Below are 19,813 nucleotides of genomic sequence, written 5' to 3' on the forward strand. Positions count from 1 at the left end.
GAGGTTGTTGACAAAGTGGGATAAAAGCGTGGTTTTTCCCACTTTGTGTTATCAGCCGAAAATCAATAAATTGATTTTCCTAATTTATTTTCAAAACCTATTCGACTTGCCGCTAAACATAATATGTTTGTCAGCACTCTTACTGTTGTTATTGAAATAATACAGAAATACCACTAAGTGCCAGTAAAACTCCCATGACTAAATTAAACCGCTTTAATGTCTTAGGTTGTTTTAGCCTTTCTCTTAATTTACTACCAAACATAGCCCAGATAGCAACACATGGCCAATTGATGGCTGCAAATATGACAGCGACTTGCAACATTGATAAATAAGGTGAAATTGTATTGGTATACATCGCCATTCCAGAGACTGCCATCATCCAGGCTTTAGGATTTATCCATTGAAATAACGCCGCTTCTAAGAAAGTTAGTGGTTTAATTTCTTGGTTATTTGTCTGTGCAATTGAATGGCTAATAGTGGTTTTCCATGCAAGCCAGAACAAATAAATAATTCCAAAATATTTTAATATCGAATAAACCATAGGGGATGATTGAATCAATGCGCCCACCCCTAGCCCTACTGCCACTAACATAATAAGAAAGCCAATTGATACTCCAAATGAATGAGGTAATGTTTTTCTAAATCCAAAATTAATACCTGAAGCAAGTAACATAATATTATTTGGGCCTGGGGTTATGGATGTCACAAAGGAAAACAATGATAAAGCCAAAAGAGTTTCTATGTTCATGTTGTTATCATCTTTAAAAGGGACAATTAACGCTGTGCGTGACTGGCGACGGTGAAGTCAAAACAGTTTAAAATTGAATCAAATAATGTGCTTTATCTTTGCGTGCTTACGGGCAAGAAGGGGACATATTGCGAGTAGGTGCTAGCGGGATATAATATATATTAAAATAAATAATTTAGTTATTAATAATGATGTGTTAATTGTAGTCAGCGGTTTTCAATTGATGGTCAGGAGGGTGCTGCCATATCATACTAATAATATTATTTTTAATAAAAGACCCATAATGAATGGGCCTTTTTCACAAATATAAATTTAATATTATCAGTACCGATTAATCATCAAAATACCAATAACCATTATTAACGAGCGCAGTAAGCAGTGCGATGAAATTAACATCATCAATGGCATCAGCTAAATTTTCGCTATTAACGGCATCATAGCGGCATAAACTATCAGCGGCCTCATAACACTCAGTTTCCAAGCATTCACCATTAACAAAAAATTGGTCGCCAACGCGTAATGCTCTGAGACCATTTAATTTGTATAATGTTTCTTGCTGAGTTTTTAGCAAATCATAGATTTCTTCTTGCTCATAAGGCGGTTCAGGTGGCGCAATGTCTAACTCGTGGCGTGATTGGGAGATAAACTCACCTAACCATTTGCGAAAGAGCTCAGGGTCATTAATGAGTGATTCCATCATCTCACGCAGCTTAATTTGTTCACCTTGCAAGATCTCCGCGGGGTTATCACGGAATGATAAATCAGGGTCACTATAGCGGTAGCTGCCTAAATCGTTAGAAATTAAGTGATCGGCAAAGCTACTGATTAATTCACGAGTATTTGGTGCACGAAAGCCAACCGAGTAATTTAATGAAGGTTCAATGGCGTAGCCTTCATGTGGGAACCCAGGTGGAATGTACAAAATATCGCCGGGTTCCATTTCTTCGTCTATGATGGCATCGAAAGGTTGTACTTGCAGTAAGTCAGGGTGCGGGCAATGTTGTTTCATTGGGATTTTTTCGCCCACGCGCCAACGACGGCGGCCTTCACCTTGAATAATAAATACATCGTATTGGTCGAGGTGAGGACCTACACCACCGCCGGGGACCGAGTAGGAGATCATTAAATCGTCCATTCGCCAGTCTGAAAGTACACGGAATGGTTTCATCAACGCAGAGCTTGGGTGATGCCAATGGTCAACAGCCTGAACTAAAATAGACCAATTTTCTTCACCGAGATGGTCATAGCTTTCAAATGGGCCATGGCCAACTTGCCAAATCCCTTCTTTATGGCTAACTAAACGGCTATCAACCTCATCTTCCATCGCCAAACCTGCAAGTTCGTCAGGCGAGATAGGGTCAATAAAATTTGCAAACCCTTTTTTGATAAGCAGTGGGCGCTTCTGCCAGTGACTGTCGAGGAAACTTTGCCAGTCGAGATTTAGTTTGTAATCCATCTTATTGTCCCTTGGAGCTGCTAAATATAGCTAATCAGTTTATTGCAATATACCCGGTCTCAATACTACAAAATGACCTATATGTGTAATGGTATGATGTTAAATAAACTTTATGAAAAACATATAGTAAAGGTTTATCTTGAGAGTAAACCAATCAGTTACCCTAAATTACTTTTCATAAAACACTTCACAAATAGTATACCGGAAATGGTTTGTAAAATAGGGGGTAAACGGACACATATCACAGATTAACTATCTTCAATCATAGATTGCTGCCTAAATGTGACGGATAAACGCGCTCCGCCAAGAGGGCTGTCACTAATTATGATTTCCCCGTCATATTGGTCGATAATATCCACTGCAATAGATAAGCCTAAACCTTGACCTGGGCGAAGGGTGTCTGCGCGTTGCCCTCGAACGAAGATCAAACTACGTTTGCTTTCAGGCACCCCTGGGCCGTCATCATCGACAACTAATGTTAAGCTATCAGCACCTACAACAGCACTAACTTCAACAAATTCAAGGCAATACTTACACGCATTTTCCATGATATTACCCATCACTTCCATAAAATCATTGGGTTGACCCAGCCATGTTGTTTCAGGAGAAACATTAACCGTTATAGAAACCCCTTTGTGCTGATAAACTTTATGTAGGGCACTTGCAAGGCTATCTAGTATTGATGGGACAGATGAAATTTCACGTAGCATCATGTTTTCATCACCTTGCGTTGATGCGCGGTGTAAATAATAACCCACCTGTTGAGAAATACGGCCAATTTGTTCAAGCATGATAGGCTCTGCTTGTTCAATGTTCATTTGTTTGCCTGAACGAAGTAGCCGCAATGTCGACTGTAAAACAGCTAAAGGTGTCTTTAAACTGTGTGTTAAATCAGAAAGTGTGGTGCGATATTTACTGTAGCGTTTTCGTTCATTCGTTAACAAAATATTAAGGTTGCGTACTAGGCCGCGAAGCTCATACGGTGGGTTCTCATCCAGAGTATCCCGTTCACCTTTTTCTAGGCTACTGAGTTGTGATACTAATGATTTAATTGGCCGTAGACTCCAATAAGCAGCTAGCCATAATAACGGGATGACTAAGATTAAATTAGCCAGCAAAACATAACCAAACCACTCCCAAACTAACCCGGTATTTTGTAAGTCTTGTGGTAGAGTATCTACAACGACGATGGTGAGCGGGGGTAGGTTTTCACTTGCTGCATATTGGTTGACGGACACGGAATGAGTCAGCGGTTCGTCATCGTTATCCATGTCATCTAACTTTGTATTGAATTCGGGGTTATCGTCTAGGAGCTGGCGGGTTTCACGAATATCCGTATCAATTTCATATAAGCCCTCTTTTTTTAGCCAATCATTACGGATCAGCCGTTCAACGCTAGGCACATCACGTTGGCGCCATAGCACAAGCCCTTGTTCATCATAAATAATAACCAAAGTTGGGTTATTCAAAGTAAAATTTGGTGGGACTCGGATGTCAATTTTATTATTTTGCCATTGGGCTAGGCTATAAATTAAGTTACTTTGGCTACGTAATAAGGTGTAAGTCGTTTTATCAAAACTAATTAAATACCCCAAAATCGCAACAATACCATAGGATAAAGTGAGCGCTAAGATTACCGCTGATGTTGCACAAAGAAAACGTGCTCGTAGCGAAAGGGGTTTGAACTTAAATTTACTTAGCCACATATTAGCCATTCACATCAAAACGATAGCCTTGACCGCGTACAGTAACAATTACATCATCACTATGGAATTGTTGAATTTTTTTGCGTAATCGGCCCATTAAAACATCGATAGTATGACTTTCTCTAAGTTCGGCATCTGGATAAAGCTGGCGCATTAGCGAGTCTTTGCTAACCACTTTTCCATTATTGCGGAGCAGTGTTTCAATAATGGTGTATTCAAAAGCCGTTAATTTGACGGTTTCACCATTAACTGTAAATTCTTTACGTGAGAGGTCAATAACGAAATTACCTAATTCGAGAACTTGTGAAGCGAGACCGCTATTTCTGCGCATTAAAGCTTGCATACGGGCGACCAGCTCTTCTAGCTGGAAAGGTTTCGTCACGTAGTCATCTGCACCACTGTTTAGCGCTTGTACTTTTTCTTGCCAACTCTCCCGAGCCGTCAATACTAAAAGTGGAATATTGACGTGCTCACCACGCCAGCGTTTTATCATGGAAAGCCCGTCTTCATCAGGTAAGCCCAAATCGACAACCGCGATATCTGGACAACTTTCGTGTAAAAAATAGTCAGCTTCTTTTGCGTCTTCAGCGGAGTCAACCTGATGACCCAGATCTTTAAGCTGTACGGTTAAATGGTGGCGAAGTAACGCATTGTCTTCGACAATAAGAATACGCATCGGAAACCCTCACATTGAAAAGAGATAGCTACAACTGATTCAAATAGTAGCACTAGTTACGCTATGGTAAAAAGAGTTCTGAATAACGACAAGAGATTAAGTAAATATAAATCAAACGAACCGGAAAAATATTTTATCTATATTTATCTCTAGATAATTTAGCATAAGGAATAGAACGGGGAATTCAGAATGATAATTAAAAAGGGCGACTTAGAAGCCGCCCATTTTGAAAATATTGAGACTATTTTAGTTCGTCAATAAAAGTGACAGCGTAACCGATATAGTTAGCCGGTGTCATTTCTTTTAAACGCACTTTTTCGTGTTCTGGCAAATCTAAACCATCAATAAATTGTTTCATCCCTTCAGCGGTAACGCGTTTGCCACGGGTCAATTCTTTGAGTTTTTCATATGGTTTTTCAATACCATAGCGGCGCATTACAGTTTGAATAGGCTCAGCTAATACTTCCCAGTTTTGGTCTAATTCATCCAGTAAATGCTGTTCATTAACTTCTAATTTGTTTAAGCCTTTCATGGTTGATTGATAAGCAATCAATGCATAACCTAGGCCGACACCGAGATTACGTAATACAGTCGAGTCCGTTAAGTCACGCTGCCAGCGAGAAACAGGGAGCTTGCTCGCTAAATGACCTAAGACGGCATTTGCTAACCCTAAGTTACCTTCAGAGTTTTCAAAATCAATCGGGTTCACTTTGTGTGGCATGGTAGAAGAGCCAATTTCACCAGCGATTGTTTTTTGTTTGAAGTGATTTAATGCGATGTAGCCCCAAATATCACGGTCGAAATCTAACACGATAGTGTTAAAACGAGCGACACAATCAAATAACTCAGCAATATAATCATGAGGTTCAATTTGCGTGGTGAATGGGTTCCATTGGATGCCCAAAGACGTAACGAAGGTTTCGCTAAATTCGTGCCAGTTAACTTCAGGGTAAGCGACCATGTGGGCATTATAGTTACCAACTGCGCCATTAATTTTACCTAAAATTTCAACTTGTTGCAGCTGACGGAATTGGCGTTCCAAACGATAAGCAACGTTGGCAAACTCTTTACCAATGGTGGAAGGCGTTGCAGGTTGGCCGTGAGTACGCGATAGCAACGGCAAATTGCGGTACTCATGAGCCATTGTTTTGATTTTATCAATAATTTGACGCCATTGTGGCAGTAATACTTCTTCGCGAGCAGTTTTCAGCATTAATGCGTGCGAAAGGTTATTAATATCTTCTGAAGTACAAGCGAAGTGGATAAATTCAGAAACTGCATGAAGAGCAGGGATGTTGGCTACTTTTTCTTTTAGGAAATATTCTACAGCTTTCACATCATGGTTGGTTGTGCGTTCAATTTCTTTGATACGCATTGCGTCTTTTTCACAGAAGTTCGCGACAATTTCATCTAAGTAAGCGATTGCGTCAGCGTCAAATGAAGGAACTTCTTTGATTTGAGCGGTTGCAGCCAGTTTTTGTAGCCAGCGAACTTCAACTTGTACGCGAAATTTCAGTAAACCAAACTCACTAAAAATAGTGCGTAAAGCGCTGACTTTATCACCGTAACGGCCGTCAATCGGGGATACAGCGGTCAGTGAGGATAATTCCATTGGTAGCAACTCCAGATTTAAAGGTGAGACAAAATATCTTTCGCCTGATTAGCCAGACGATTGCGAGAGAACATGAGTTGGATACGACTTCCACCAACTTGTTGCCAAAGCACTGCGCAGCGAATACCTGCGAGCAAAGTGGCTCTAACTTTTGCTTGAACGAGTGTATTTTTGAGAATGTCTGGGGAACCAGTGACTTGAATTCGAGGCCCTGCAGGGCTGACTACGTCGACGTAAATACCCGCAAGTGCGTTAAACACACCTTCAGAGAGCGGTTCAAAATAGTCAGCTTGGCGCTCAAATTGTTCAATACGTTGACCAAGTTGGTTCATCGCTTCTTGATTTTTATTAAGACGGCGCTCAAGTACCATAATACTTAACATATAACGTGTCATTTCAGCGGATAAACCACTGTTACCGCCTGTTAACATGCCTAACATGGCATTGAGACCGGTCTTTAAATTTTCGGCATCATTACCAAATACATCCAAAGTTGATTTTGGATTCATATTGGTGAGGCAATTGACCATGGTTTCAGTGTCTTTCTCGAGACAAACACCTTCATGTGCGAGTTTTTGAACCATCGCGCTTGCTTGGCAGATACCCGCTAAAGCAAGCGTAATGTCGTAATAGTTTTTTGCCACATTTACTCCTGAATACGGGCTTCAATAATACCGCCACCGAGACAGACTTCATCGATATAAAATACGGCGGATTGACCTGGAGTGACAGCCGCGACTGGGTAGTCAAATGCAACTTCAATGCGATCATCACTTAATGGGGTTATCGTACAAGGGATATCCGCTTGACGATAACGTGTTTTTACTACACAACGTAGTGGTTCAGTCATTGTTTTACGGTCAACCCAATGTAATTGCTGAGCAATTAACCCAACAGACATTAACCTAGGGTGTTCATGGCCTTGAGCAACGATAAGAATATTGTTTTCAACGTCTTTATCGACAACATACCAAGGTTCTTCAGAGCCCTCTTTTGTACCACCGATACCTAAACCTTTACGCTGACCTAAGGTGTGGTACATCAAACCTTCATGTTGACCAATTGTTTCGCCATCGACAGTGACGATAGGGCCGGGTTGAGCAGGTAAGTAGCGGCCTAAAAAGTCGCGAAACTTACGCTCACCAATGAAACAAATCCCTGTAGAGTCCTTTTTTTTCGCAGTAACTAAGCCAATTTCTTCGGCAATACGGCGTACTTCAGGTTTTTCGAGCTCACCAACTGGAAAAAGGCTTTTAGCGACTTGCTCGTGACTCAGGGTATATAAAAAATAACTTTGGTCTTTGTTGCTATCTAAGCCACGTAATAATTGGCTTTTACCATCGATATCACGGCGACGCACATAATGACCAGTGGCAATGTAATCTGCGCCTAAATCTTCAGCAGCAAATTCTAAGAAAGCTTTAAATTTGATTTCTTTGTTGCAGAGAATATCTGGGTTCGGTGTGCGACCAGCTTTATATTCAGTTAAAAAATGTTCGAAGACATTGTCCCAATATTCAGCAGCGAAATTAATGGTATGAAGTTCAATACCCAGTTTGTCACACACGGCTTGCGCATCGGCAAGGTCAGCCGCAGCTGAGCAATATTCTGTGTCGTCATCTTCTTCCCAATTCTTCATAAACAGACCAGCAACCTGATACCCTTGTTGCTGTAGCAAGTAAGCGGATACAGAGGAGTCAACACCACCGGACATACCGACGATGACTTTTTTTTGGCTGTTATCTGACATGGTACTATTATTTGACATGGAAATATCTCACTGCGGAAAAATCAAGCCCCATACTTTAGCATGTTGTTCCCGCATTACACCAGAGTTAGAGGGGAATATTATTGCTTGGTGAAATCTTCACCAAGCAGAAGTTTAGTGCTTAACGATAATGATCGCCGTAAGCTGTTAAGATATCGAGAGGATAATGTTTTCCTGTGAGAAAACAGCGTAAACTTTCAGCCACTAATGGTGAACGCAGGCAGTTGCTATCTATAATTTCTTGGGCGGTCAGCCAGTGGCATTCGCTAATATCACTGTCTTGTGGCTGTGTTTCACAAATGGATTCAAGTTCTACGGCGAACAAAAAGCGGATAAACTGGGTTTTATCTGGGGCAATCCATTGGTGAATTTTAATTAATTGTGTTGGTGTGGCTTTGATTCCAGTTTCTTCTAGTAATTCACGTTCGGCGGCTTGCAAAATCGTCTCACCAGCTTCTAAGTGCCCAGCGGGTTGATTCCAAGTGGGTTTGTCATTTATCCACTCTTCCACGACTAAAAATTTGCCTTGAGCATGCACAACAGTTGCTACAGTCACATTAGGTTTAAACAACAGTTATCTCCTTCCATTCGCCAACTGAAAGATTTCCCAAATTAAATTCACCAATCTGATAGCGAATTAGCCTAAGTGTTGGAAAACCTATATTTGCCGTCATACGACGGACTTGCCGATTACGTCCTTCATATAAGGTGATTTTTAACCAACTGGTCGGGATATTTTTACGTTCCCGTATAGGCGGGTTTCTTTGCCATAGCCATTCTGGTTCATCAACTAGTTCGATCCCTGCGGGGAGCGTTGGACCATCATTTAATGTTAATCCTCGCCGAAATTTTAGCAATGCATCTTCGCTGGGAATACCCTCTACTTGAGCATAGTATATTTTCCCTGTTTTTTTCTGTGGTTGCGTTAAACGGGCCTGTAGTTTTCCATCATTAGTTAAAATTAATAAGCCTTCACTGTCCCTATCAAGGCGTCCTGCTGCGTATACATCGGTGATTGGAATATATTTTTTTAATGTATCGCGGCCTTGTTCATCAGTAAATTGAGGTAAAACATCAAAGGGTTTGTTAAATAAAATGATTTTAGTTGGTGTTTGCGAACTAACCGAAATCCGCTTAGTTCTATGCTTTAACGCAGTAGAGGTTGGCGAGTAACGATTTTTTTTCGGAACTGATTTTTTGTTCGGTCTGTTCATGGTCATTCAATGAGAATTTATTGGTTTTAATTTATGGCGGTTTATCCTATCTAGTGTAGGAGATTTAGCGGTTTGATCCTAGAACGTATTTTTCATGGCGATGTAATATTTAATTAACAACTTTAAAAACATTTAAATCAATAAAAACAATTTTTCATTTAAAAATAAGTACATATGAGTTTATTTGGATGACGATAGTGTGAGCGGAACGTATTTTTAATTTGAGTTAACTTGCTAGTATTATTTGTTGTTAGAAAAATATTTTAACAAAAGTTAAGTCATTCGCTCAAATGCGTCGTTGACAACTTTTCATCGTGGTTTGATTTATTTCTAATAATGGAATGCTTAAATTAATTTATTGATTTAACAGTGTTTATAAATAGTTATTTGATTAACTTACAAGATAAAACAGTACGTTAAATGCGATCGGCATTGAAGCTTAGATGAGTAATCATTGGCGTTCGACGCAGATTGAAGTAGTATTGACACGTCTCTTACAAAAAATTAACAAGCAAAATACGCAAGTGAAAGGAGAGGTTAATGGAAAGCAAAGTAGTAGTTCCGGCAGAAGGCGCTAAAATTACCATTGATGCAAAAGGCAAGCTAAACGTTCCGAACAACCCAATTATCCCTTATATCGAAGGTGACGGCATTGGTATCGATGTTACACCAGCAATGTTAAAAGTGGTTGATGCGGCAGTTAAAAAAGCCTACAACGGTGAGCGCAAAATTTCTTGGATGGAAGTTTACACCGGCGAAAAATCTACACAAATTTATGGTAAAGATGTTTGGTTACCAGAAGAAACCCTCGATTTAATCCGTGATTACCGTGTTTCAATTAAAGGTCCTTTAACAACTCCTGTTGGTGGTGGTATTCGTTCCTTGAACGTTGCACTACGTCAACAACTTGACCTGTATATCTGTTTACGTCCTGTTCGCTACTACAAAGGCACGCCAAGCCCAGTTAAACAACCTGAATTGACGGATATGGTTATTTTCCGTGAAAACTCTGAAGATATCTATGCGGGTATTGAGTGGAAAGCGGGTAGTGCAGAAGCAGACAAAGTTATTAAATTCCTGAAAGATGAAATGGGTGTGACTAAAATCCGTTTCCCACAAGACTGTGGTATTGGTATTAAACCTTGTTCAGAAGAAGGCACAAAGCGTTTAGTTCGTGCAGCAATTGAATATGCTATTGATAACGGCCGTGATTCAGTGACTTTGGTTCATAAAGGTAACATTATGAAATTCACTGAAGGTGCATTTAAAGATTGGGGATACCAATTAGCACAAGAGGAATTCGGCGGTGAATTATTAGATGGCGGCCCATGGGTTAAAATTAAAAACCCTAAAACAGGCAAAGATATCATTGTTAAAGATGTTATTGCAGATGCTTTCTTACAACAAATCCTGCTGCGCCCAGCTGAATATGATGTTATCGCGTGTATGAACCTAAATGGTGACTACATTTCTGATGCATTAGCAGCACAAGTTGGTGGTATCGGTATTGCACCAGGTGCGAATATTGGTTCTGAATGCGCATTATTTGAAGCAACGCACGGTACTGCACCTAAATATGCAGGCCAAGACAAAGTTAACCCAGGCTCTATCATCCTTTCTGCTGAGATGATGCTGCGCCACATGGGCTGGACTGAAGCGGCTGATCTAATCGTTAAAGGTATGGAAGGCGCAATCGAAGCTAAGACTGTAACCTATGACTTCGAACGTCAATTAGAAGGCGCTAAATTACTGAAATGTAGCGAATTCGGTGACGCAATCATTAAACACATGTAATTTATTACGTGGTGTGATTAATAACGGGAGCCTAAAAGCTCCCGTTTATTTTTTGTTCAATTAAAATTTTCCCTAAAACCCCCCAAAAATCCCTCCCCAAAACGGCTCAAAAAATAGGCTATTTAGATCGCGATAATTTGCCATTCTTTACCTCGGTCATCATTATATTTATCAGTCATTTTCTGTGACTTATGGCCAAGAAGTTTCTGAATATTGATACCTTGTTCTCGATAGAGTCTTTCCGATAAAGAACGTTGTTCATGAAATGAAGGTGCGGATCTTTCTGGCCATGTTAAACCACCATGTTCAAGACGCTTATAGACTCTTATAAACGCTTATAAATGTCTATATGACATACAACTGGGGTTGTTAAGTTAGCTTAAACACTTTAATATGATCGCAGCTATCTTAAGCATATTGCTTAATTACCCGTCAAAATGTCATTAATCTAAACTAACAAGGGGGCTATATGAGAACTGAACATACCAGATCTGTACAAACAATTAGCCATGCAACAGAACTTGTTAATACATTTTTTGATGATAATACTGAAAAGTTTTTCTCTGTTCGTCGCCTTAGTATGAGAAAGGATCCGAATAGACAGTTGTTTATTGTTACTATCGAAAATGATAACAAAAGCGATGAATATGAAATTGTTCCTTTTGCTGAGTTATCATATCGCCAAAAAAAGATTAATATAGTCGTTGACCCTAGCACGCAATATCCAGAACTAAATCAAAGCATAACTGATGTGATTGAAAAAATTAAATCTTCAATTCTTGGTTACATGTCAAATTATCAGAAGTTGTCTGTCCATTAATAAGATAGTGAGAATGGAATGGCTCCAAACTTTACCAGTAGTTACTCAAAGGATCTGAATAGAAAGCCAGAATGTGAAAGAGAAGATGAGATAGAGTCTTTCCATTATCTTACTGTTGAGGGCGATTTACTAAAAATCACGGAATACGCTCTTACTGGCAGCGAGTTTCATTATTACTCTAAAATTGTCGCATTAGGTTGTACTACTGAAGGTTTTTATGCAGACCATGCTGAGTTTTTGAGAAGTCACCGATTTTCTGATGAACATATCATTGGTGAGCTGCTTGAGTTAGGAATGCACGCGGAAGAAGATGATACTTTAATTGGGCGTGTTGCTTATAATGACTTCACTTTTTTTGATGGTTCAGCGATAAAGACAGGCAAGCAAATTAGGGGCGTGGCTATTCTTGATGATTATCAGGCTGGTGGCGTAGCTCGTAATGTTTATAAGTGCTTGTTACTGAAGCATGAATATATAGTATGTGATAACTTACAAACTATAGGTGGTGGTTCGTTGTGGGTGTCTGGCATGACCAGTATTGGTGAAGTAAGGATCTATGATACCATCCAAAAAAAATTCATTGATGTGCTATCAAAGGCTGGCTGTGGGTACAACGGTATAATCCCGTGGAGTGCAGAAGGCTTATCTCAAGCGGATATCGCTAAATGGGAGCCTAGGAAGTTATCAATGGACTCATGTCACCATATAGTAAACATTATCAGCAAAGATAGAATTTACAATATTGACTAATGTATTAACAGCTAAACCCACTTCGTTGGGTTTTTTATTGCCTAAGTAGAGGGGCCTCACCCAGAGACCTTATTTCTTCGGGCATGGCCATGCACTAATAAATGAATCCACTACTTGATGACTTGCTTGCTTGTTACGAGCTTCAGGTGAATTCTTTAGGTGTTTGGCCGCAACATCCATAGCTTGGTTCAAAGTAACACTACGTGGTGGGCAGAAAAGAATGCCTGAACCAAGGTCAAATGTTCCTGCAATATAGCCCGAGTACATACCCGATTTAACAACATCGTTAGCATCTAACAGAGTGTCATTCATTAGACGCTCCCTTGCTTGACTATATTCATGCACAGAATTCCCATCCCAAAGGTAATTTTGAGCAAAAAGTGGCATAGGGATTAGTAGGAGAAGTAAAAGTTTTTTCATTAGAAGTCTCAGAGAATAATTAATATTTTAGTGTTTTGGTAGGGCGCAAAATATCATATTTTCTTATACTTTAAAAATGACAAGTCTAGCTGCCTAATTCAGCGGTTTTTATTGCCTGAACTCTGCATCTATCCTAGAATTTACGTACTTAACTTAAATATGGTGATGTATGAAAAAGGGATTGGTGGTATTGCTTTTAGGTCTAGCTTCGTTTAGCTCATTTGTCAGCATTGCGAGTGTTGGCGCTAATGAACGGCCTGAAATTACAGAAGATGATGTAGTGCCAGATATGGCGGCAAGTATTAATCGACAGAAAGCACTTCTATGTGGTGCGTTTGAAAAACATGGCAACATACGTACTTGTAAGCGTTTAGTTGATAACATGGTTGCTTTGGCTTATTCCCAAGGCGAAGCTAGCATGGGCTGTAAGTTAAAAGCAGATGACCCGAAGTATAAGGAAATACCAAATATTGAAGAATACTGCGATAAAGCTAAGAGTCTAATTAGCAACCTAAGCCCTAATGATTAACCTGCTTCGGCAGTTTTTTTGTTATGAGCATCGATTAAGGATATATCCAAGACTCGGGTTTATCATAAATACCACATTCATCATCCATTACTTTAGCATGTAGTTTTTTGGCGATTTCTAGCATTTTTATATAGAGGGCAGTATCAGGCCATTTGGTATAAATCCTACCTTCGTACCAGTCAAGCCAAGGTTCTTCGTAGGTGCTATTACCGAACCATAAAGCGTTAAACTCATCGTTAATAGCATTTATTTTTAGCTCTGGGTCTTGTTCAACAAGAGCTAGCCACTCATCGCTACTGATTGGATTACTTTCACTATCAAACCAGCATTCAGCGCGAGTAATATGAAATTCTACACCCATACAGTCATCCTTATTAAATTAGTGAAAATAAAATATCACTTAAATACATAATCTGAAAGTGTGCTTTGCTTCAATTTGCATCCTCGCTAGGCTAACATTACTGAAACTAATTGATGGGATGGTGAGATGAAAGGATACGTAGTTGCTAGTTTGCTAATGATGACGTGCTTTGGTTCTGTTGCTGAAAATAATAAAGATACCGCTCCATTCGGGTTTAAATGGCAAGCATCGGTAGATGAAGTCAAAGAAAGTATTTCTGGCAATTACATCATTGTTAGTGAGGAAGTTAGTTGCCCAATAAGCAAGTTAAAGCTAATTAAGGCTAATGAAGAACACACAGGCAGTTGGGTGTATGAATTAGGGTTCTTTACTCCAAGGTCAGGCGATAATTTCATAGGATTGAACGAGGTTAGCTATAGCAAATCATCAAAAGATAAAAAAGCTATTGATGAGGATTTTAAAAATGTACGGGCTGAGCTCACAAGCCGCTATAAAGAAAAAGCCAACGAGAACAACACGCCAGATGAAATGTCATTCACCTATAATAGTCCTTATGTAACTGGTTTACTTGCATACGAGGATGGCTATGCAGGTTGGCAGGTAACCGCGATTGTACTAAACACACCGACTTTAGATAGAAAAGAGTGGGCCGAGGTGTACGATAAAGCAAAATCTGAGTGCTTTAAGTAGTAAGATAAATAGTTAGTGTTAATTTCTGTCTAGCCCGTCCTTGGGCTAATTTCATTGCATTACCCAGCGATCATTGACCCAACTGGCAGGGCTGTCTTCAATATTTACAACCCAATCAGTTGAAGGTAGCAACGAAGTTAACTGTGAAAGTGCGTCAAGCCAATACTCAATTGATTCCATCAGTATACCCCAGCAGTGATACCAGGGATATTATCAATGCAGCAATGCGTGGGTTAAATACTATTTGGCGTGACGGTTACCGGTATTATAAAGCAGGCATCATACTATCTGATTTTACTGATTCAGATGTTACTCAGTTTGATATGTTTTCAACACAAAAGCCATTTCGTAATAGCGATGAGCTAATGAAAACATTAGACGCCATTAATAAGAGCGGGCAGGGTAAAGTGTGGTTTGCTAGTAAGGGCGGCGATAGCGGATACAAAATGAAAAGAGAAATGTTATCGCCTGCTTACACAACAAATTTTGATGAATTGCCAGTGGTTAAAAGCTAAGAAATGGGCTGAGCGTTTTAAATGTATTGCTGAATAAATAAAAGAAAGCAGGGAGAAGAGCTGTGAAACACAAACAATATGGACTTTGCTTTTTGGCCTGACACAACTGGGACACAGAGCCAAATTGAATATAATTTTCTGCTCTGCCTTAACAACAGACATAGCTTGTATCCTTTGTAATCCAGTTTATAGGGAGCAGAACAATACATTTGTTCAATGCAAAGAAGAAGCCCCGGTATTTCCAAAAAATACCGGGAGTCTGTTGTTACCTGGCGATGAGCGCAAACACACCCCAGCCAATGTATTCCCGCGTGTAAGTCACGTGACGTTTCGGCGAGACCGTTAGCTCGGCCCTGACTTCTGCGGCGAAGTCGTCGTCAGGGTTAGCTTCCAACCAGCGGCGCATGGTCAGCCATTTCGCGGCCTCATACCGGTCCCAGCCTTCTTGGTCTGCCAGCACCATTTCCACTACGTCATAGCCGAGGCCGTCGAAAGCGCGGATAAGTTCAGGTAACGTCAGGAAATCAGCTATTGCGTTAACGCCACAGGCCTGAGCTATCTCTTCCGCTGCTGGTAGCTGACGCCAGTAGGGTTCGCCGATAAGCATGAATCCGCCCGGCTTCAAGCTCTGAGCCAGCAGCCCGACGGTCCCAGCAAACCCACCAGCAATCCATGTCGCCCCGATGCAGGCGACAACGTCGAATTTCTCCTCTGCAACATACCCAGCGGCGTCGTTATGTATGAACTGAACCCGGCTGCTGACGCCGAGTTCTTCCGCGCGGCGTTTAGCCTGTTCGCTGAACAACTGGCTCATGTCGATACCGACACCGGTAATGGCGTGATCCCGGGCCCAGGTACAAAGCATTTCCCCCGAGCCACTGCCGAGGTCAAGAATGCGAGCATCCGGCTTCATACGTAGTACACGGCCCAGCGTGGCGTACTTCTCTTCGGTGAACGGGTTGTGGATGCGATGTTCGCTTTCACTTATGGTAAAAATACGTGGGATATCCAATGCTGAATTCCTTTTATTGTGTTGAGTATTAAGAGGAAGTTCCTCTAAGTTTTTTGCTTTTTCAGCCAGAAGAGCAAATAGCTTCCCTTCAAATGTCTCGCTGACTGGCCAGTCGTGTCTTTCAGGAGGAGGGGGCAGGGTAAATCCGACATTATCGAGCAGGCTGAAGTACTCGTCATTGCGCAAGGCCATCATCTGGCTGCCGAAACGGGTGGTATGACCGTTTGCTTCAGTTATTCCCTGACGTTTAACTTCTTCGAAAGTATGGACTTCAGTGAGCAGCCGGCCCCTAGGCTCCAGCCGTAGTGCGCAGCGGCTGATGATGGTGCACGCATCCGTCAGTTCCCCAAACGTCATCATGATGAAATCGAGCGACCTATCAAGGGTATTGAAATCCATTATGCTCTCCTTAGCGGTTATCAAGCTGTGCACGAACATTATTCAGCCCGGTGGTGTTGATACGGTACGGCTGACCGTTGACGGACTTGATAAGTTTTTTGGCTTTGAGTTTTTTGAAAGTGGAGAGGGTGCAGTCGGTGAGCAACAGCCCTTCACGGGTGTAGCATTCAACGGCGGTGATGCGACCAGACGCATCGCGGACGTGCGCGATACGACCACCTTTAGCGAGAACGTGTAAGGTACGTTGTTCCTGACGGGATAAATTCATACTGGAAAACCTGTTTAATCATCATGTGCAAAATTCGCAAACACACTGCGGTGTTCGCATTCGATTTCGGCGCATTGATAATCAGTTCGGCCTGAAAAGGTCGATAAACTGATTATCGGATGATTACATTCTCCAGCATCAAAGCCTCGGGTTGAGTTGAAAGGTATTTACAGGGTTAATGTTAACACACAATTTAAATATGGGTATGTACAGTACAATAAAGTGTGATTTACTTCATCAAATTCCTTTTTTAACTTTGGCATGCTCCCCCGTTCATTCACATAGAATGCTGTTAGCAATGTCTGTTCCTCGAACAGAGCAGCACCATGAGTTCTGTTTATGGTTAGTTTAGTGCCAGAAGATGAATCCTAAGTTTTACTCAACTTAATGGCTTAGTTTCAAGTCTAAGAATAAAGAAAACTATGGGAGGAAGGTTAAAAGGCCAGCAGGAGCAAGCCTTTTAACGCGGGAGATATTGTTTAATTTCTCAGATAAACATTTAAAAATACGTTTATATGTATATTAAATATTTTAGATATGATTATTAGATGATCTGCATAAATTGAAGCATTTCCACTTTCATATTCGTTATAATGGCTGTCTGTAATATTTAGACTATCTGCCATTTCATGAGTTGATATTTTTTTATTTACTCTAATGTTTCTTATATATTCACCAAGGTTCTTATTTCTTTGTGTGGTTTTTTTCATTATTATCTTTCTATCTATTATATTGGTGTTAGCGCAGTATTTTATTTAAATTTATTTACAGATAAAGGTATTGATTTCTACGTGGCAATGAATTTGAATATAAACGCAATCCTAAATTAATAATTTCGCCATCACTCTCTAATTCTTTTAATAAAGAAACAAAGAAGGATTCGACACTAATATTTAATTTTATTAAAAATAGTAAAATTAGGCTGAATGATATAGTATTAATACCATTTTCGTAGCGTGAAACCTGCTGTTGGCTGACATGAAGTAATTTGCTTATGTCTTCTCCTGTCAGGTCATTTTCAATGCGTTTTTGTCGTAAATAATTTCCAATTAAGATGTTTACTTTGCTATTTAAAATAGCACGATCCATATTAACCTCTATAGTGAGTAAGAATTTTCTGAGATAAAAATTAGTCAAATAATAATATTAAGTACAATCGTTTATAACGCTTGATGGAATATTTTTCATCGGTATAAACGATTGATACGAAAAAATCAATCGTTTGATTTTATTTTCGTTTGGGCTTAATTTCATGATAAATAACAATTAATTTGATATTTCTTGTTTTTAAAATATTACAAGACAAATGAAGTGGCAATTGCGAATACACGCAATAAGAGTATTTGCGGTTTCATTTTTTATGGTATCTTGAATATTAACTTCAATGATTAAATTATGCTTATTGTTTAGTATTTTATTTATTTTGTATTTACATTCGATTTTTCTTATTTAATTTATACATATAATAATATTATTATTTACAACGCTGCATCATTTTTGAAATAAAATATTATCAATTGAAATATTTTGTTACAATATAACTGGTTTAATAGTGATAAAACAATCTAGAAAATTTTCTTATGTGTTGATTTTATCGTAAATAATAATGTGCTTATATTAAATCTAGCCGCAATTATTTAGAGTATCGGCAGTGATTTTATATACTTGAGGAGATTAATTATGGAGGTTAAATTTTCACTTTATGTTTCATTATGAAACTATTTTTTGAGGGATACAATGGTGGAATTCATACAGCTATACTGTTTTTTAGTGATATATAACGTATAACTATATGCAGATACTGTGTAACCCGAAGTCACGCTTTTTGAAAAAAAAGGTAGTGAACTAGAAGAAATGCAATAGTGAGGATGGCTGATATGGCTGAAGCTCATTAATGAACTGGAGTGATAACATGAACCGAAGTGAATTGGTTGATTATATTCAGCATAATTATGGCGTGGATCCTGAGACCCCTTGGGGGAAGTTCCCTGAGTATATTGTTTTTAGGAGAAGAAATAACGCAAAATGGTTTGCAGTTATTATGCGCATTTCATCAAATAAATTAGATACAAATAAAAATGAAGAGATGGTTAATATCGTCAACCTTAAAGCTCCCCCTGAACTCATTGGCTCATTGCGGTTAAAAGACGATATTTATCCGGCATATCATATGAATAAAGAGCATTGGATTACGATAAAGCTGCCAGGGAGCCTTACCGATAGTGAACTCAAAGAGTTAGTCGAAGATAGTTATAAGTTAACAGCATAACAGTTTATTATATTGCACCCCATCCTTAGGGAAAGTTTCTATACTAGCTAGTTAAGTTTTTTAGCAATGATAAATAATCGAGGAAATGGCATTAAAACATAGCCATTATCTTGTTTTGGGTAAGTTTCTGTTAATAATTCATGATAACGTGCGAGAAATTGCTCTTTTTGCTTTTTATTTAAGTTTTCAAGGTAAGGCCTCAACCCTGTTGCTCTTAACCAATCAATGATTGAATCAATAGATGGCATGACGTGGTAATAAGTTGTTTGCCATATATCAACAGAGCAGGTAGCTGCTGAAAGCAAATCATAATATTCAGTTATTGATAAAAGTGCTGTTCTATATATCGCAGAAATGGATTGCTCATTGGCTACTTTGCGCATTAAAGCATGTGTGGGTTCATTCCAATTATTTGGCATCTGAATGGCTAAAATACCGCCACTTTGTAGTTGGTTAACTAGGTGAGGAAATAATACCTTGTGATCAGGTAACCATTGTAAGGATGCATTGGCAAATATAAGGTCCTGCTTGGTTTCAGGAACCCAGGTTGTGATGTTCGCTTCTGTAAACTGGCAATCAGGAAGATTCTTTCTCGCTTCAACTAACATAGCGGGAGAATTATCAACTCCCATTATTCTTGCTAATGGATACATTTCACGAAGTATCTGAGTTGAATTACCGGGCCCACAACCTAAATCAGTTAAATTACATGCGTTAGAGACATGAATATGACTGAGTAAGTCGTATGATGGACGAGTTCTTTCCCGCTTAAATTGTAGGTACAAGTCTGGGTTCCAATCTTGCAT

General features: G+C 39.6%; 22 protein-coding genes and 2 pseudogenes. 7 read left to right on the plus strand and 17 right to left on the minus strand.

What is annotated here, in order from left to right:
* Positions 1 to 148: 148 nt before the first annotated feature.
* From PSE83_RS03990 to rluE, 9 genes are all read right to left on the minus strand, one after another.
* On the minus strand, positions 149 to 748 hold the full coding sequence (locus tag PSE83_RS03990; RefSeq protein WP_004253335.1) for a LysE family translocator: 600 nt from the start codon (positions 746 to 748) through the stop codon (positions 149 to 151).
* 331 nt (positions 749 to 1,079) lie between these two features.
* Positions 1,080 to 2,204 carry a ribosomal protein uL16 3-hydroxylase gene (locus PSE83_RS03995; protein WP_004253337.1) on the minus strand — a complete coding sequence of 375 codons (1,125 nt, stop codon included), beginning with the start codon at positions 2,202 to 2,204 and terminating at the stop codon, positions 1,080 to 1,082.
* A gap of 248 nt (positions 2,205 to 2,452) precedes the next feature.
* Positions 2,453 to 3,910, minus strand: a complete 1,458-nt coding sequence (gene phoQ / locus PSE83_RS04000) for a two-component system sensor histidine kinase PhoQ (RefSeq protein ID WP_172412197.1) — start codon at positions 3,908 to 3,910, stop codon at positions 2,453 to 2,455.
* 1 nt (position 3,911) lies between these two features.
* Positions 3,912 to 4,586: a two-component system response regulator PhoP gene (gene phoP / locus PSE83_RS04005; protein WP_004253350.1), complete on the minus strand. Its 675-nt coding sequence runs from the start codon at positions 4,584 to 4,586 to the stop codon at positions 3,912 to 3,914.
* 241 nt (positions 4,587 to 4,827) lie between these two features.
* The gene (gene purB, locus PSE83_RS04010; RefSeq protein WP_110591827.1) at positions 4,828 to 6,198 is read right to left on the minus strand and encodes an adenylosuccinate lyase; all 1,371 of its coding nucleotides are present in this window, start codon (positions 6,196 to 6,198) and stop codon (positions 4,828 to 4,830) included.
* Between the two features lie 17 nt (positions 6,199 to 6,215).
* Positions 6,216 to 6,842 (minus strand): high frequency lysogenization protein HflD, encoded by a 627-nt coding sequence (gene hflD, locus PSE83_RS04015; protein WP_004253359.1) that lies wholly within the window; start codon positions 6,840 to 6,842, stop codon positions 6,216 to 6,218.
* 2 nt (positions 6,843 to 6,844) lie between these two features.
* Positions 6,845 to 7,948: a tRNA 2-thiouridine(34) synthase MnmA gene (gene mnmA / locus PSE83_RS04020; protein ID WP_164565704.1), complete on the minus strand. Its 1,104-nt coding sequence runs from the start codon at positions 7,946 to 7,948 to the stop codon at positions 6,845 to 6,847.
* A gap of 139 nt (positions 7,949 to 8,087) precedes the next feature.
* Positions 8,088 to 8,537 carry an NUDIX hydrolase gene (locus PSE83_RS04025; RefSeq protein WP_140172511.1) on the minus strand — a complete coding sequence of 150 codons (450 nt, stop codon included), beginning with the start codon at positions 8,535 to 8,537 and terminating at the stop codon, positions 8,088 to 8,090.
* Positions 8,530 to 9,180 (minus strand): 23S rRNA pseudouridine(2457) synthase RluE, encoded by a 651-nt coding sequence (gene rluE, locus PSE83_RS04030; protein ID WP_172767064.1) that lies wholly within the window; start codon positions 9,178 to 9,180, stop codon positions 8,530 to 8,532. Before rluE ends, PSE83_RS04025 begins: the two co-directional genes overlap by 8 nt.
* Positions 9,181 to 9,720: 540 nt before the next feature.
* Here rluE and icd point away from each other — a divergent pair.
* A complete protein-coding gene (icd, locus tag PSE83_RS04035) occupies positions 9,721 to 10,974 on the plus strand; it encodes an NADP-dependent isocitrate dehydrogenase (RefSeq protein WP_004253371.1) in 1,254 nt (417 codons plus the stop codon).
* Between the two features lie 122 nt (positions 10,975 to 11,096).
* Here icd and PSE83_RS04040 read toward each other — a convergent pair.
* Positions 11,097 to 11,249: pseudogene (locus tag PSE83_RS04040) on the minus strand (integrase); the annotation flags it as partial.
* Between the two features lie 194 nt (positions 11,250 to 11,443).
* Here PSE83_RS04040 and PSE83_RS04045 point away from each other — a divergent pair.
* Positions 11,444 to 11,794: a hypothetical protein gene (locus tag PSE83_RS04045; RefSeq protein WP_004253374.1), complete on the plus strand. Its 351-nt coding sequence runs from the start codon at positions 11,444 to 11,446 to the stop codon at positions 11,792 to 11,794.
* Positions 11,795 to 11,812: 18 nt separating this feature from the next.
* On the plus strand, positions 11,813 to 12,544 hold the full coding sequence (locus tag PSE83_RS04050; protein ID WP_094960453.1) for a hypothetical protein: 732 nt from the start codon (positions 11,813 to 11,815) through the stop codon (positions 12,542 to 12,544).
* A 69-nt stretch (positions 12,545 to 12,613) separates the two neighbouring features.
* Here PSE83_RS04050 and PSE83_RS04055 read toward each other — a convergent pair whose 3' ends face one another.
* Positions 12,614 to 12,856: a Rap1a/Tai family immunity protein gene (locus PSE83_RS04055; RefSeq protein WP_036957627.1), complete on the minus strand. Its 243-nt coding sequence runs from the start codon at positions 12,854 to 12,856 to the stop codon at positions 12,614 to 12,616.
* A 277-nt stretch (positions 12,857 to 13,133) separates the two neighbouring features.
* On the opposite strand from PSE83_RS04055, the gene PSE83_RS04060 reads away from it, so the two are divergent.
* On the plus strand, positions 13,134 to 13,493 hold the full coding sequence (locus tag PSE83_RS04060) for a hypothetical protein (protein ID WP_004253383.1): 360 nt from the start codon (positions 13,134 to 13,136) through the stop codon (positions 13,491 to 13,493).
* A gap of 34 nt (positions 13,494 to 13,527) precedes the next feature.
* On the opposite strand, the gene PSE83_RS04065 is transcribed toward PSE83_RS04060, so the two are convergent.
* Entirely contained in the window at positions 13,528 to 13,854 is a 327-nt protein-coding gene (locus PSE83_RS04065; RefSeq protein ID WP_004253386.1) for a hypothetical protein, read from the minus strand.
* A gap of 126 nt (positions 13,855 to 13,980) precedes the next feature.
* On the opposite strand from PSE83_RS04065, the gene PSE83_RS04070 reads away from it, so the two are divergent.
* Entirely contained in the window at positions 13,981 to 14,544 is a 564-nt protein-coding gene (locus PSE83_RS04070) for a hypothetical protein (RefSeq protein ID WP_272660673.1), read from the plus strand.
* Between the two features lie 143 nt (positions 14,545 to 14,687).
* Positions 14,688 to 15,059 (plus strand): DUF4113 domain-containing protein, encoded by a 372-nt coding sequence (locus PSE83_RS04075; RefSeq protein WP_272660674.1) that lies wholly within the window; start codon positions 14,688 to 14,690, stop codon positions 15,057 to 15,059.
* A 265-nt stretch (positions 15,060 to 15,324) separates the two neighbouring features.
* Here PSE83_RS04075 and PSE83_RS04080 read toward each other — a convergent pair.
* The 4 genes and pseudogenes from PSE83_RS04080 to PSE83_RS04095 all read right to left on the minus strand — a co-directional run.
* A pseudogene (locus tag PSE83_RS04080) lies at positions 15,325 to 16,440 on the minus strand (SAM-dependent methyltransferase); the annotation flags it as partial.
* 40 nt (positions 16,441 to 16,480) lie between these two features.
* Entirely contained in the window at positions 16,481 to 16,738 is a 258-nt protein-coding gene (locus tag PSE83_RS04085; protein ID WP_071585852.1) for a YjhX family toxin, read from the minus strand.
* Between the two features lie 479 nt (positions 16,739 to 17,217).
* Positions 17,218 to 17,448 carry a helix-turn-helix domain-containing protein gene (locus tag PSE83_RS04090; RefSeq protein ID WP_004253405.1) on the minus strand — a complete coding sequence of 77 codons (231 nt, stop codon included), beginning with the start codon at positions 17,446 to 17,448 and terminating at the stop codon, positions 17,218 to 17,220.
* Positions 17,449 to 17,503: 55 nt separating this feature from the next.
* Positions 17,504 to 17,827, minus strand: a complete 324-nt coding sequence (locus PSE83_RS04095; RefSeq protein WP_004253408.1) for a helix-turn-helix domain-containing protein — start codon at positions 17,825 to 17,827, stop codon at positions 17,504 to 17,506.
* An 823-nt stretch (positions 17,828 to 18,650) separates the two neighbouring features.
* On the opposite strand from PSE83_RS04095, the gene PSE83_RS04100 reads away from it, so the two are divergent.
* Positions 18,651 to 19,007 carry an MmcQ/YjbR family DNA-binding protein gene (locus tag PSE83_RS04100; RefSeq protein ID WP_036957631.1) on the plus strand — a complete coding sequence of 119 codons (357 nt, stop codon included), beginning with the start codon at positions 18,651 to 18,653 and terminating at the stop codon, positions 19,005 to 19,007.
* Positions 19,008 to 19,054: 47 nt separating this feature from the next.
* Here PSE83_RS04100 and tam read toward each other — a convergent pair whose 3' ends face one another.
* Positions 19,055 to 19,813 (minus strand): trans-aconitate 2-methyltransferase, encoded by a 759-nt coding sequence (tam, locus tag PSE83_RS04105; protein ID WP_004253415.1) that lies wholly within the window; start codon positions 19,811 to 19,813, stop codon positions 19,055 to 19,057.

Source organism: Providencia sp. PROV150, assembly GCF_028481025.1.
Taxonomy (GTDB): domain Bacteria; phylum Pseudomonadota; class Gammaproteobacteria; order Enterobacterales; family Enterobacteriaceae; genus Providencia; species Providencia hangzhouensis.

Bases quoted from the DNA above. Each gene is read 5' to 3' on its own strand.
- PSE83_RS03990 (WP_004253335.1), bottom strand. From the start codon at position 748: ATGAACATAGAAACTCTTTTGGCTTTATCATTGTTTTCCTTTGTGACA.
- PSE83_RS03995 (WP_004253337.1), bottom strand. From the start codon at position 2,204: ATGGATTACAAACTAAATCTCGACTGGCAAAGTTTCCTCGACAGTCAC.
- phoQ (WP_172412197.1), bottom strand. From the start codon at position 3,910: ATGTGGCTAAGTAAATTTAAGTTCAAACCCCTTTCGCTACGAGCACGT.
- phoP (WP_004253350.1), bottom strand. From the start codon at position 4,586: ATGCGTATTCTTATTGTCGAAGACAATGCGTTACTTCGCCACCATTTA.
- purB (WP_110591827.1), bottom strand. From the start codon at position 6,198: ATGGAATTATCCTCACTGACCGCTGTATCCCCGATTGACGGCCGTTAC.
- mnmA (WP_164565704.1), bottom strand. From the start codon at position 7,948: ATGTCAGATAACAGCCAAAAAAAAGTCATCGTCGGTATGTCCGGTGGT.
- rluE (WP_172767064.1), bottom strand. From the start codon at position 9,180: ATGAACAGACCGAACAAAAAATCAGTTCCGAAAAAAAATCGTTACTCG.
- icd (WP_004253371.1), top strand. From the start codon at position 9,721: ATGGAAAGCAAAGTAGTAGTTCCGGCAGAAGGCGCTAAAATTACCATT.
- PSE83_RS04045 (WP_004253374.1), top strand. From the start codon at position 11,444: ATGAGAACTGAACATACCAGATCTGTACAAACAATTAGCCATGCAACA.
- PSE83_RS04050 (WP_094960453.1), top strand. From the start codon at position 11,813: ATGGCTCCAAACTTTACCAGTAGTTACTCAAAGGATCTGAATAGAAAG.
- PSE83_RS04055 (WP_036957627.1), bottom strand. From the start codon at position 12,856: ATGAATGACACTCTGTTAGATGCTAACGATGTTGTTAAATCGGGTATG.
- PSE83_RS04060 (WP_004253383.1), top strand. From the start codon at position 13,134: ATGAAAAAGGGATTGGTGGTATTGCTTTTAGGTCTAGCTTCGTTTAGC.
- PSE83_RS04065 (WP_004253386.1), bottom strand. From the start codon at position 13,854: ATGGGTGTAGAATTTCATATTACTCGCGCTGAATGCTGGTTTGATAGT.
- PSE83_RS04070 (WP_272660673.1), top strand. From the start codon at position 13,981: ATGAAAGGATACGTAGTTGCTAGTTTGCTAATGATGACGTGCTTTGGT.
- PSE83_RS04085 (WP_071585852.1), bottom strand. From the start codon at position 16,738: ATGAATTTATCCCGTCAGGAACAACGTACCTTACACGTTCTCGCTAAA.
- PSE83_RS04090 (WP_004253405.1), bottom strand. From the start codon at position 17,448: ATGAAAAAAACCACACAAAGAAATAAGAACCTTGGTGAATATATAAGA.
- PSE83_RS04095 (WP_004253408.1), bottom strand. From the start codon at position 17,827: ATGGATCGTGCTATTTTAAATAGCAAAGTAAACATCTTAATTGGAAAT.
- PSE83_RS04100 (WP_036957631.1), top strand. From the start codon at position 18,651: ATGAACCGAAGTGAATTGGTTGATTATATTCAGCATAATTATGGCGTG.
- tam (WP_004253415.1), bottom strand. From the start codon at position 19,813: ATGCAAGATTGGAACCCAGACTTGTACCTACAATTTAAGCGGGAAAGA.